Raw genomic sequence first — 11759 nt, 5'->3', positions numbered from 1 at the left:
CCTGGAGCCCCGCATGCAGCACACCGTCCTCGCCATCGCCCAGCAGCCCGCCGACGGCTTCGCCGGCTGGGCGGCCGACCTGGTGGACACCATGGGCGGCCCCGGGGCGGGCCTGGCGATCGCGCTGGAGAACCTGTTCCCGCCGCTGCCCAGCGAGGTGATCCTGCCGCTGACGGGCTTCGCCGCCGGGCAGGGCGTGATCAGCCTCGCCTCCGCCCTGACCTGGACCACCCTCGGTTCGGTGGCCGGAGCCGTCGTCCTCTACTGGCTGGGCGCCCTGTTCGGCCGGGAGCGGATGCACGCGATCTGGGCCCGGCTTCCGCTGGTCAAGGCCTCGGACCTGGAGCGCACCGAGGCCTGGTTCGCCCGGCACGGGACGAAGGCGGTGCTGCTGGGCCGGATGGTGCCGATCTTCCGCAGCCTGATCTCCGTGCCGGCCGGGGTCGAGCGGATGCCGCTGCCCGCGTTCGTCATGCTGACCACGATCGGCAGCCTGGTGTGGAACAGCGTGCTGGTGATGGCCGGGTTCCTGCTCGGGGACCGCTGGGACGTGGTGGAGACGTACGTCGGCCTGCTCTCCAAGGCGGTCCTGGTGCTGGTCGTGGTGGCCGTGGCCGGGTACGTCGCGATGCGCTGGCGCGGACGCAACAGCGCCGCCCAGCACCGCCGCGCCCGGTGAGCGGCCCGACCGGCCCCGCAGCCCCGGCAGGCCCCGTAACCCCGGCAGGCTCCGCAACCCGGGCAGGCCCCGTAAGCTCGGACCCCGTGCAGGGGGATGGAGCAGACACCACGTCATGGCCGCGTCGAGCCGCCGGAGTTCTGCTCGGCTGCCCGAGCGCCGTCCTCGCCGCGCTGTACCTCCTCCTCGCGGGCGCCGTCCTCGGCCCGTTCCTGCTCTGGCCGCGCACCCGCCCGTACGCGGCGCCGGCCCTGCTGTCCGGGGTGCGCCGGCTGGCCGCCCTGGAACGGGCCCGGCGCAGCGCGTTCTTCGGCGACCGCTTCCCCCGCCACTACCGGGCGGACGACCGCAGGCTGCTGCGCTACCTGGTGGTGCGCAGCGGCGGCGGGCTGGTCGCCGGGGTGGTGCTGGGGCTGCTGGCCTTCGGGACGGTGCTGGCCGTGCTGCTGGTCAGCGGGGTGCTGCGCGGCTCGCTGGGCTGGGAGGACTTGGCGACCCAGGTGCTGCTCGGCGGGGTGCTGCTCTTCCTGGCCGTGCAGGGCCTGTTCTCGCTGGCCGCGTTGGACGCCAGGACCGCCCGGGAGTGCTTCGGGCCGTCCGAGGCCGAGCTGCTGCGCCACCGGATCGCCGAACTGGCGGACAGTCGGGCCGCGGTGGTGCAGGCGGTGGACACCGAGCGGCGGCGGATCGAGCGGGATCTGCACGACGGCGTGCAGCAGCGGGTGGTGGCGCTGGCGATGCTGCTCGGCCGGGCGCGGCGCGGCCTGGGCCGCGACCGGGACCCGGAGCGGACGGAGGCGCTGCTGCGCCAGGCCCACCGGGAGGCGCAGGAGGTGCTGACCGAGCTGCGCGAGGTGGCCTGGCGAGCGTACCCCTCGGCGCTGGACGCCCTGGGGCTGGAGGAGGCGCTGGGTGGGGTGGCCGAGCGGTGCCCCATCCCGCTGCGGCTCCGCTACGAGGTGGCCGGCCCGCTGCCCGAACCGGTGCGCACGGCGGCCTACTTCGTGGTGTCGGAGTGCGTCACCAACGCGGCCAAGCACTCCGCCGCCTCGACGGTCTCGGCCCGGGTCGAGAGGACCGCCGCCCTGCTCACGGTACGGGTGGAGGACGACGGCAGCGGTGGCGCGGACCCGTCGGGCAGCGGCCTGACCGGCCTGCGCGGGCGGGTCGCCGCGCTGGACGGTACCCTCCACGTCCACAGCCCCGCCGGGGGCCCCACCGTCATCACCGCGGAGCTGCCATGCGCGTGACCCTCGCCGAGGACTCGACCCTGCTGCGGGAGGGCCTGGTCCGCCTGCTCGCCGAGGAGGGGCACGAGGTGCTGGCCGCGGTGGGCGATGCGACGGCGCTGACGGCGGCGGTGGCCGAACAGCGGCCGGACGTCGTGGTGGTGGACATCCGGATGCCGCCGACCCACACCGACGAGGGGCTGCGGGCGGCGGTGGAGATCCGTGAGCGCTGGCCGGAGGTGGGCGTGCTGGTGCTCTCCCAGCACATCGAACGCGGTTACGCGGCCCGGCTGCTGGACGCGGGCGCGGAGCGGGTCGGCTATCTGCTGAAGGACCGGGTGGCCGAGGTCGAGGAGTTCCTGGACGCCCTGGTGCGGGTCGCGGCGGGCGGCGCGGCGATCGACCCGGAGGTGGTCCGCCGGCTGGTGGTGCGCACCACGCGCACCGACCCGCTGGCCCGGCTCACCCCGCGCGAGCGCAGCGTCCTGGAGGCGCTCGCCGAGGGCTGGACCAACGCCGCCATCGCGCAGCGGCTGCACGTCTCGCTGAGCGCGGTGGAGAAGAACCTCAACGCCGTCTTCGACAAGCTGGACCTGCCCCGCACCACCGACCACAACCGCCGCATCCTGGCCGTCCTGCACTACCTCGGCGCGTAGTCCTCGACCTCGGCGCTCAGCCACCAGGTGTTGGTCTCCCACTCCACCGGGCGGTCGTCCGGCTCCAGCGCGAGCGGCTCGTCGGCCGGCTCGGCGATCCACGTCAACAGCATTGCGGCAGTATCCCCCGGCCGGGGAAGCGCTCCGGGCACCCGGGCCTCAGCGATCCCGCAGCGCCCGGAGCGCGGCGACCAGGCTCGCGACCGGGCGAATGCCCGAACCGGCGCGCGGACCCGTGTCCGGGCCGGCACCCCGGAGGCCTGCGCCCGGCGGACCGATGGTGAGCACCCGGTCGGCCAGCGACAGGAGGGCCCGGTCGTGGGTGATCAGGACGGTGGTGCGCCCGGCCATCAGGCGGCGCAGCGGGGGGATGAGCTGCTCGACGGTCTGCGGGTCGAGGCCGGTGGTGGGTTCGTCGAGGACGAGGACCGGGGTGTCGCGCAGTAGGGCGCGGGCGATGGCGATGCGCTGGCTCTGGCCGCCGGAGAGCTGGAAGCCGTCGGCGCCGATGGTCGTGCCGTAGCCGTCCGGGAGGGCGGTGACGAAGTCGTGGGCACCGGCGGTGCGGGCCGCGTGTTCGATCTCGGGCTGCGGGGCGCCGGGGCGGCCGTAGGCGATGTTGTCGGCGATGGTGGCGTGGAAGAGCGGGGCCTGCTGCGGGAGCAGGGTGACGGCGTGGCGCAGCGAGGCGAGGGTGAGGCCGCGGATGTCGTGGCCGTCGAGGCGGATGGTGCCCGCCTCGGGGTCGAGGAAGCGGACGAGGAGCTTGGCGAGGGTGGACTTGCCGCTGCCGCTGGGCCCGACGAGGGCCAGGGTCTCGCCGGGCGGGAGGTCGAAGGCCACGCCGGCGAGGACGGGCGGGCCGGTGCTGCCGTTGCTGCCCGGGTAGGCGGCGCGGACGCCCTCGAAGGTGACCCGGCCGCGCACCGGCCCGACGTCCCGGGCGCCGTCGCTCTCCCGTACCGGGCTGGTCATGTCGTGCAGTTCCAGGACCCGCTCGCCGGAGGCGCAGGCGGCGCCGGCCAGCGGGACGAGTGCGGCGAGCTGCTGGACCGGCTCGAAGAGCTGGGCCATGAAGGCCGCGAAGGCGAGCAGTCCGCCGAGACTCAGTTTTCCGTGGATGACCTCCAGCGCGCCGACGCCCACCACGACCAGCGCGGCGAGCAGTTGCAGCACGCTGAGGAAGGGCTGGTAGAGGTCGGAGGCCCGGGCGGAGGCGAGTTCGGCGTCGAGCAGGGCCCGGCCCTCGCGGTGGACGCGTTCGACCTCGCGGCGCTCCTGCCCGTAGGTCCGGGTGATCACGGCGTTGCGCAGGCTTTCCTCCAGCAACGCGGTGACGCCGCCCGCGCGGCGCTGGACCTGGCGTTCGCGGGCGCGGATGCACCGCCCGAACAGGCTGGTGGAGAGGATGAACAGGGGGGCGACGAGCAGCGCGGCCACGGTGAGCGGCCAGCTGAGGTAGAAGGCGGCGCCGGTGAACAGCAGCAGGCTGATGCCGGCCACGGCGCCCTCGACCATGCCGGTCGCCACCATCTGTTCGATCGCCGCGATGTCGGCGGTCATCCGGGCCACCAGGTCTCCGCGCCAGCGGGTCTCCAGGGTGTCCGGCGGCAGGGTGTGCAGGTGGGCGAGGGTGTCGGTGCGCAGCCGCAGCATGTAGCGTTCGGCGATCCAGGTGCTGGTGTAGGTGCCGGCGAAGGCGAACAGGGCGGCCGCGACGGCGGCGCCGAGCATGGCACCGGCGAGCGGCCAGAAGTCGGCGAAACGCCGTGGGACGAGGACGTCGTCGATGAGGTCCTTGAACAGCCAGACCGAGACGACCTCGCCGAAGGCTCCGAGAACGAGCAGGACGGCGGCCACCGGGAGCCAGCGCGCGTCCGGCCGCACCCAGGGCCAGAACCGGTGGAACAGTCCGCGCAGCGGGATGGTCGGCGAGTCCGCCACCGGCCCCTGCGCGCCGGTCCCGTCGGGCCCCTCGTCCGCCTTCCGGTCCGGCCGTTCGTTCCCCCCCTCGTCCGTCCTCCCGTCGGATTCCTCCGTCAGGTTCCCCGAGGCCGTCGCACCGTGCATGGCGCACCCCGTTCATGAAGACGGGGCCGGCGGTGGAACCGCCGGCCCCGAGGATTGGAAACTATGACGGGTTGCTAGCGACCCGTACCGGTCCCTCCGTCACCACATGCCGAAACGACGACGGCGGTTGGAGCGACGACGACGGCGGTTCCGACGTCCGTTGCCATGGTCTCGACGGTCGAAGTAACTCATTGTGCGGCTTCTTTCTCTCGTCGCACCGGTGCTCCGCACGCTCAGGCCGCCGCCGAGGCGACTGCGCCCGGGAGATACGGGGTTGCGGCACCGGATCTGCCGTTCGTGGTCGGGTTCCATACCGGCGGGGCCGGAGGCGAAATGACGCCCGGGTCCCTCCCACTCCTCCAGTATGTGGCCGGCGACGGAACCCGCAGCTCGACATCCGCCATCCGGCTGACGGACGGGGTTCAGCCAGGCGTGACGACGGAGGGTGTTCCGGCGGTCACCCGCAGCAGCTCCTCGTACGTCATCGGTACGACCGTGTGCGGGTGCCCGGCGGCCGCCCAGAGCACCTCGTACTGCTGCAGCGCGGTGTCGACCACGGTGCGCAGCCGGGCCGGGTGGCCGGTCGGGGCGACGCCGCCGATGGCCTGGCCGGTGGCCTCGCGGACCTGGGCGGCGGTGGCGCGCTCGATCGGGCCGGTTCCCAGCTGCCCGGCCAGGTGGACGGTGTCGACCCGGTGGGCACCGCTGGTCATCACCAGCAGCGGCGCACCGCCGCAGAGGAACACCAGGCTGTTCGCGATGGCGCCGACCTCGCAGCCGAGCGCGGCGGCGGCTTCGGCCGCGGTGCGGGCGGAGTCGGGCAGGAGGCGGATCCCGCCGGGGACGCCGGCCGCCGCCAGGGCCTCGGCGACGGCCAGGCTGCGGGTGGGGAGGGAGGAGGTCATCGGCCCATCATGCCTTCCGCGCGGCGGCGGTCGGCGGATCCGGCGGCGGATCCGGCGGCCGCCCGCTCCCGAGCGCCGGCCCGGTGAGGGGCGTCCGCTCGCCCACGGACGATCCGCCCGCCGCACCGCCGAGCGCCTCCCGGCGGGGCGTCACACAGTCTTCACATGACGGCCATCCGGCGGCCGCGCGCCGCATTGACACTGTGTCAAGCAAGTCCACAGCCGCCTGCTCCGCATACGTACAGTCAACAACCGAATGACGTTGTGGCCGCTGCGTGCGCAAGCCCGGCCCAGGCGGCGAACGGACTTTCACTCCAATCACACGGTATGACTAATATCGCTTCGTCAAAAATCCCGTGCCCCGGACGGCCTGCCCCTCACCGGCCGGCCGCCAGCCTCAAGGAGTCAGCTCTGCGCGCGCGTGCGAATCGGCGGCCCCCGACGCCGAAGGGCCCCCGCAGGCGTCCACGCCTGTCCCTGCGGACGGCGCTGCTCGTCCTGGCCGTCGTCCCCAGCATCGCCCTGGTCGCCCTCTGGGCCGTGACCAGCGGTGAGACCATCGCCGGCTTCCAGCGGCTGGCCGACCAGGCCACCATCGCGCAGAAGGCCGGCCAGCCGTCCAACATCGTCTACTACAACCTCCAGGAGGAGCGCCGGCTCAGTGCCGAGGCGCTCGCCCGGCCCGGCTCCAACGCCGACCAGCTGCGCCACCAGCGGCAGCTGACCGACGACGCGGTACGCCAGTTCCAGACCCTCTCCGGGGCGACGGCCGACAACGCCCCCGCCGAGATCCGCGCCGCCGTCATCGAGGCCCGCCAGGCCATGGGCAAGCTGGCCGAGCAGCGTGCCGCCGTCGACCGCGGCACCACCGACCAGCAGAGCGTCTTCGTCTACTACACCGACCTGATCAGCGTCGACCTGCGGCTGTTCACCGCGCTCAGCCGGGTCGACACCGGCGAGGTCACCTGGCTGTCCAAGACCCTGGTCAACGCCTTCTGGGTCAAGGAGATGCTCTCCCGCGAGGACGCCATCCTGGCCCGCGGCTGGCCCACCGGGCGGCTGTCCGCCACCGACTACCAGCAGGTCCAGCAGCTGATCGGCACGCAGGACCACCTGCTCAACGTCCAGGTCATCCCGTACATCCCGGACTCCGAGGCGCCGGCCTGGCACGAGCTGGTCAACAGCCCGTCCTGGCAGGCCAAGGCCGCCGTCGAGCAGGCCCTGCTCAAGCCCACCGCGGCCGACGCCAACGGCACGGTCAAGGTCCCGGCGACGCAGGACCAGTGGCGTCAGGCCCTCGACGGGCTCAACCCGCCGCTGGTCAAGGCGCTGGAGGACCGCACCAACGGCATCATCGAGGTCGCCAAGACCGCCATCATCGGCATGCTCACCCGCGTGGTGCTGACCACCGCCATCGGCCTGGTCACGGTCATCGCGGTCATCATCGCCTCCTGGCGCCTGAGCCGCTCGCTGCGCCGCCGCATCAAGGATCTGCACACCCAGGCCGAGGACATGCAGCGCACCCTGCCCGAGGTGGTCGACCGCCTCGGCCGCGGCGAGCAGGTCGACGTCGAGGCCGAGAGCCACAGCATCACGGCCGGCCCGCACGGCAACGGCACCGACGAGCTGGCCCGCCTCGGCCAGGCGCTCAACCTCGCCCGCTCCGCCGCCCTGAAGGCCGCCGTGGGCCAGGCCGAGCAGCACCGCGGCTTCGAGCGGCTGCTCCAGCGCGTCGCCCGCCGCACCCAGCTGCTGATCGGCCGCCAGCTGCGCAAGCTGGACGAGCTGGAGCGCCGGCACGACGACCCGGAGGTCCTGGAGGGCCTCTTCGACCTCGACCACCTCACCGCCCGCCTGCGCCGCTACGAGGAGAACCTCGTCATCATGGCCGGCGGCCAGCCGCAGCGGCGCTGGCGCAAGCCCGTCCCGCTGCTGGACGTGCTGCGCGCCGCGCAGGGCGAGGTGCAGGACTACCGCCGGATCTCGATCGACATCGAGGGCCACCCGTGGCTCTCCGAACGGGCCGTCGGCCCGGTGGCACACGTGCTCGCCGAACTGATGGAGAACGCCACCACGTTCTCCAAGCCGCCCACGCCGGTCGAGGTGCGCGCCGCCGTGGTCGGCCGCGGGCTCGCGATCGAGATCGAGGACCGCGGCCTCGGCATGGACCCGGAGCAGTACGACACCGCCAACGAGCTGATGAGCCGGCCCCCGCGCACCGACGTGCTGGCCCGGGCCGACGACATCCGCCTCGGCTTCCACGTGGTCTCCCGGCTGGCCGCCCTGCACGGGCTGAGGATCGAGTTCCGCCCGTCCGCCTTCGGCGGCACCCGGGCGGTCGTGCTCGTCCCGGACGAGCTGGTCCTCGACGGCGACGCCGGGCTGCCGGACGGCGCCGGCGGCACGGCCACCGAGCCGATCCCCCTGGTGCGCCGCTCGCGCCGGGCCGTGCGCTCGGCCTCCGACGAGACGTCCGCCCCGGTGCCGGCCGGTCCACCGGTCGCACCGGTGGACTCCTTCGGCCAGGGCGACTTCGCCCCTCAGGCGGCTCCGGTGCCGCTGCCGCTGTCCCCGGCGGGTGCCGGGCAGGAGGCGGGGCCGGAGACCACGCTCCAGGAGGTCCCGCTGCCGCAGGCGCCGTTCACGCCGGCGGTCGTCCAGCAGCTGCCGCTGCCCCCGGACGCTCAGGCGGCCCTCCCGGCGGCGCAGTTCGAGGCGGACCAGCCGTTCCGGGCCGAGCAGATGTACCCGTCCGCGCAGCCCTTCGGCGCGGAGCCGTCGTACGGCACTGAACCGTCCGTCGGCTCGGAGCCGTCGTACGGGTCGGAGCAGCCGGTCCCGGCCGCCCAGCCGTCCTTCCAGTCGGAGCAGCCGATCGAGCACAGCTCCCCGGCCGACCCGGCCCCCGCCCAGGGCGCCCCGGTCTACCCGGACATCGCCTACGCCCGGGTCACCGAGGCCGAGGCCCCGTACGCCGACGAGCAGTACCGCCCGGCCGACCACTACCGGCTGGCCGAGCGGCGGCAGCGCCGCGAGTACCAGACCTCGGTGCCGTTCAGCCCGGCCGAGAGCGGCCAGCCCCCGCTGCCGCAGCGCGTCCGGCAGGCCAGCCTGGCGGCCGAGCTGCGGGTGCCCCCGCCGGACCAGCCGCAGTGGGTCGAGCGGCCCGCCGGGAACGCCGCGCCCGCGGGCCCGTTCCAGCGCACCGACTGCCCGGTGCGGCGCTCGGGTGCGGCGATCGGCGCCTTCCAGCGCCAGTCCCGCGCCGCCCGGGCCCAGGACAGCGGCGAGCACCTGCTGCCCGCCACCCCGCCCGTCGCCTCCCCCACACCCGCCCCGTCCCCCTGGGCCCTTCCGGCCGCGGATTCCCGAACCACACGAACGGATGACCAGCAATGAACCGCACGATCGCCACCCACCAGGACCTGGACTGGCTGCTGGACGGACTCGTCGACTCGGTGCCCGGGACCAGGAACGCCGTCCTGCTCTCCGACGACGGTCTCGTGGTCAGCCACTCCCGCACCATCGAGCGGGCCGACGCCGAGCGCCTGGCCGCCGTCGCCACCGGCCAGCAGAGCCTGGCCCGGGGCGTCGGGCAGCTCTTCGACGGCGGACCGGTGCACCAGGTGATCGTCGAGCTCGCCGAGTGCTGGCTGTTCATCATCGCCGCCGCCCAGGGCACCCACCTGGCCGTGGTCGCCTCCCAGGAGGTGGACGCCGAGGTGATGTCCGTCGCGATGCACACCCTGGTCCAGCAGGTCGGCCAGAAGCTCACCACCCCGGCCCGCAACGAGGGCGCCCCCGGTGCCCCCGCCGCCCCGGCCTCCTTCGACGCCTTCGCCGCCCGGACCCGGGGCTGACGCGGGTGGAACCGTACGGGAACGACGCCTGGGGGGACGGCCGCGACGACGGCCGGCAGGCCGGTCCGCAGTCCGGCTGGGACGACCGCTGGCGGCGCGGCGCGGTGCCGCACTGGAGCGAGCTGGAGGAGGAGGACGCGCAGGACGAGACGGGCAGCATGGTGCGCCCGTACACGATCACCCGCGGCCGGACCGCGCCGGAGCGCGACGACCTCACCCTCATCACCGTGCTCACCACGGTCGAGGCGGAGGCCGACGCCGCCCTGGCGCGGGGCAGCCGCGCCGGTGCGCGCGGCCTCCAGCCCGAGCACCGGCTGATCCTCGAACGCTGCCGGCACCCCATCGCCGTCGCCGAGGTGTCGGCCGGCCTGGACCTCCCGGTCTCGGTCACCAAGATCCTGCTGGGCGACCTGGTCGCCCAGGGCCTGCTGAACGCCCGGGCCCCGCTCTCGGTGGCCCGGGCCGCCGGGGGCGTGGACCTCGGCCTGCTCACGGCCGTACGCGAAGGACTCCGGAGACTCTGAACATGGCAACACCCCACTCCGCCATCGACGACCCCGCCGCCGCCCCGGCCGCCGTCAAGATCCTGATCGCGGGCGGCTTCGGCGTGGGCAAGACCACCCTGGTCGGCTCGGTCAGCGAGGTCACCCCGCTGCGCACCGAGGAGTACCTGACCCGGGCCAGCGTCGGCGTCGACGACCTGGCCGGCGTCGACCAGAAGACCACCACCACCGTCGCACTCGACTTCGGCCGGATCACGATCAGCTCCGAGCTGGTCGTCTACCTGTTCGGCACGCCCGGTCAGGAACGCTTCTGGTTCATGTGGAACGACCTGGTCAACGGCGCTCTCGGCGGGATCGTCATCGCCGACACCCGCCGACTGGACACCAGCTTCGCCTCCATCGACTTCTTCGAGAGCCGGGGCATCCCGTTCGTGGTCGCGATCAACTGCTTCCACAACACCAACACCCGCACCCCCGACGAGATCCGGGCCGCGCTCGACCTCGACCCGCAGGTGCCGATGCTGCTCGGCGACGTGCGCGAGCGCGTCTTCGGACGGGACCTGCTGCTCGCCCTGGTCGACCACCTGATGGACCTCGCCGCCGCGCCCGCCGGCTGACCCTCCGGTCCCCGGCCGGCCATCCGCACTCGTGAACTTCCTCCCGGAGCACTCCTCATGACCACACCCCTGCGCGTCCTCGTCCACGGCGGCGGCATCGGCGGCCTCACCCTCGCCACCGCCCTCGCCGGACGCGGCCACCACGTCGACGTCGCCGAGCTGCGCGAGCAGTTGGAGGCGCTCGGCGTCGGCATCATCCAGCCGTCCAACGCCCTGCACGTGATGCGCGAGATCGGCGTCCTGGACGACTGCCTGTCCGTCGGCTTCGAGTGGGAGGTGCTGACCATCTGCGACCCGGCCGGCGCCACCCTCGCGACCATCCCGCAGCCCCGGATGGGCGACGCCCCCTCCAACAACGGCATCCCGCGCCCGGCGCTGGCCCGCGTCCTCGCCGACGCCGCCGTCGAGGCGGGCGCCACGATCCGTTTCGGCACCACCATCGACACCCTGACCGAGGACGCCGACGGCGTCCGGGTCGCCCTCACCGACGGGCACAGCGCCCGCTACGACCTGGTCGTCGGCTTCGACGGCATCGGCTCGCCGCTGCGCCGCCACCTGTACGGCGAGAAGTACGCCCCCGAGTACACCGGCTTCGCCAACTGGCGCGTCACGCTGCCTCGTTCTCCCGAGGTGCAGGGCGTGCTGATGTCCTCCGGCAACCTTGCGGCCAAGGCGCTGCTCACCCCGATCAGCACGGAGCAGATGTACCTGGGCTCGGTCTTCGCCGAGGCCGAGGACTTCCGCCCGGACCCGGAGCGCGCCCACGAGCAGCTGCGGGAGCGGCTGGCCGGATTCGGCGGCCCGATCGCCGAGGCGTTGGCGCAGATCACCGACCCGGCCGCCGTGGTCTACTCGCGGATCTCCCAGGTCACCGTCGAGGAGCCCTGGCACGTCGGCCGGATCGTCCTGGCCGGCGACGCCGCCCACGCCTCCACCCCGCACCTGGCCCAGGGCGCCGCGATGGCCGTCGAGGACGCCCTCGTGCTCGCCCAGAGCCTGGACGCGGCCGACACCGTCCCGGCCGCCCTCGCCGCCTGGGAGGAGCGCCGCCGCCCGCGCGCCATGTGGGTCCAGGCCCTGTCCCGCGCCATCCTCAGGCAGGAGACCGGCACCGCGACCACGCCGGAGGAGGACGAGCTCCTCAAGGTCGGCGTCCCGGGGGCGGCGCACGTCCTCGTGCAGCCGTACTGACGGCTGCGGTCCCGGCGCGGGGGGGGGGGGGGGGGGGGGGGGGGGGGGG

The 11759-nt window shown here is 74.2% G+C and carries 11 protein-coding genes; 8 read left to right on the top strand and 3 right to left on the bottom strand.

Annotation, left to right across the window (positions count from 1 at the left end; genetic code table 11):
• Positions 1 to 13 precede the first annotated feature (13 nt).
• The 3 genes from ACIRRH_RS26430 (at position 14) to ACIRRH_RS26420 (ending at position 2564) form a co-directional block, all read left to right on the top strand.
• Positions 14 to 679 carry a DedA family protein gene (locus tag ACIRRH_RS26430; protein ID WP_224282453.1) on the top strand — a complete coding sequence of 222 codons (666 nt, stop codon included), beginning with the start codon at positions 14 to 16 and terminating at the stop codon, positions 677 to 679.
• An 86-nt stretch (positions 680 to 765) separates the two neighbouring features.
• Positions 766 to 1929 (top strand): sensor histidine kinase, encoded by a 1164-nt coding sequence (locus ACIRRH_RS26425; protein ID WP_403072122.1) that lies wholly within the window; start codon positions 766 to 768, stop codon positions 1927 to 1929.
• A complete protein-coding gene (locus ACIRRH_RS26420) occupies positions 1920 to 2564 on the top strand; it encodes a response regulator (protein WP_403072120.1) in 645 nt (214 codons plus the stop codon). Before ACIRRH_RS26425 ends, ACIRRH_RS26420 begins: the two co-directional genes overlap by 10 nt.
• Here ACIRRH_RS26420 and ACIRRH_RS26415 read toward each other — a convergent pair.
• The 3 genes from ACIRRH_RS26415 to ACIRRH_RS26405 form a co-directional block, all read right to left on the bottom strand.
• The gene (locus ACIRRH_RS26415; protein WP_403072117.1) at positions 2549 to 2677 is read right to left on the bottom strand and encodes a hypothetical protein; all 129 of its coding nucleotides are present in this window, start codon (positions 2675 to 2677) and stop codon (positions 2549 to 2551) included. The genes ACIRRH_RS26420 and ACIRRH_RS26415 overlap by 16 nt on opposite strands.
• Before the next feature lie 46 nt (positions 2678 to 2723).
• On the bottom strand, positions 2724 to 4634 hold the full coding sequence (locus ACIRRH_RS26410) for an ABC transporter ATP-binding protein (protein WP_403072114.1): 1911 nt from the start codon (positions 4632 to 4634) through the stop codon (positions 2724 to 2726).
• Between the two features lie 422 nt (positions 4635 to 5056).
• Complete coding sequence (locus ACIRRH_RS26405; protein WP_403072111.1) at positions 5057 to 5539, bottom strand: YbaK/EbsC family protein; 483 nt, start codon at positions 5537 to 5539, stop codon at positions 5057 to 5059.
• 540 nt (positions 5540 to 6079) lie between these two features.
• Here ACIRRH_RS26405 and ACIRRH_RS26400 point away from each other — a divergent pair.
• Genes ACIRRH_RS26400 through ACIRRH_RS26380 form a run of 5 tightly spaced genes read left to right on the top strand, consistent with a single transcriptional unit; the run spans position 6080 to position 11710 of the window.
• Entirely contained in the window at positions 6080 to 8938 is a 2859-nt protein-coding gene (locus ACIRRH_RS26400; protein WP_403072108.1) for a nitrate- and nitrite sensing domain-containing protein, read from the top strand.
• A complete protein-coding gene (locus tag ACIRRH_RS26395; protein ID WP_403072105.1) occupies positions 8935 to 9399 on the top strand; it encodes a roadblock/LC7 domain-containing protein in 465 nt (154 codons plus the stop codon). Before ACIRRH_RS26400 ends, ACIRRH_RS26395 begins: the two co-directional genes overlap by 4 nt.
• A gap of 5 nt (positions 9400 to 9404) precedes the next feature.
• On the top strand, positions 9405 to 9923 hold the full coding sequence (locus ACIRRH_RS26390) for a DUF742 domain-containing protein (protein WP_403072102.1): 519 nt from the start codon (positions 9405 to 9407) through the stop codon (positions 9921 to 9923).
• A 2-nt stretch (positions 9924 to 9925) separates the two neighbouring features.
• On the top strand, positions 9926 to 10519 hold the full coding sequence (locus ACIRRH_RS26385; RefSeq protein WP_403072100.1) for a GTP-binding protein: 594 nt from the start codon (positions 9926 to 9928) through the stop codon (positions 10517 to 10519).
• A gap of 57 nt (positions 10520 to 10576) precedes the next feature.
• Entirely contained in the window at positions 10577 to 11710 is a 1134-nt protein-coding gene (locus ACIRRH_RS26380; RefSeq protein WP_403072098.1) for an FAD-dependent monooxygenase, read from the top strand.
• The last annotated feature ends 49 nt before the right edge of the window (positions 11711 to 11759 follow it).

The organism is Kitasatospora sp. NPDC101235, assembly GCF_044767505.1.
Classification (GTDB): Bacteria; Actinomycetota; Actinomycetes; order Streptomycetales; family Streptomycetaceae; genus Kitasatospora.
Note: the sequence above shows the minus strand (reverse complement) of the source record. Positions and strands in the feature narration are given on the sequence as shown.

What these genes read in the sequence shown, in the direction of transcription:
- ACIRRH_RS26430 (WP_224282453.1), top strand. Translation starts at nt 14, where the DNA reads ATGCAGCACACCGTCCTCGCCATCGCCCAGCAGCCCGCCGACGGCTTC.
- ACIRRH_RS26420 (WP_403072120.1), top strand. Translation starts at nt 1,920, where the DNA reads ATGCGCGTGACCCTCGCCGAGGACTCGACCCTGCTGCGGGAGGGCCTG.
- ACIRRH_RS26415 (WP_403072117.1), bottom strand. Translation starts at nt 2,677, where the DNA reads ATGCTGTTGACGTGGATCGCCGAGCCGGCCGACGAGCCGCTCGCGCTG.
- ACIRRH_RS26410 (WP_403072114.1), bottom strand. Translation starts at nt 4,634, where the DNA reads ATGCACGGTGCGACGGCCTCGGGGAACCTGACGGAGGAATCCGACGGG.
- ACIRRH_RS26405 (WP_403072111.1), bottom strand. Translation starts at nt 5,539, where the DNA reads ATGACCTCCTCCCTCCCCACCCGCAGCCTGGCCGTCGCCGAGGCCCTG.
- ACIRRH_RS26395 (WP_403072105.1), top strand. Translation starts at nt 8,935, where the DNA reads ATGAACCGCACGATCGCCACCCACCAGGACCTGGACTGGCTGCTGGAC.
- ACIRRH_RS26385 (WP_403072100.1), top strand. Translation starts at nt 9,926, where the DNA reads ATGGCAACACCCCACTCCGCCATCGACGACCCCGCCGCCGCCCCGGCC.
- ACIRRH_RS26380 (WP_403072098.1), top strand. Translation starts at nt 10,577, where the DNA reads ATGACCACACCCCTGCGCGTCCTCGTCCACGGCGGCGGCATCGGCGGC.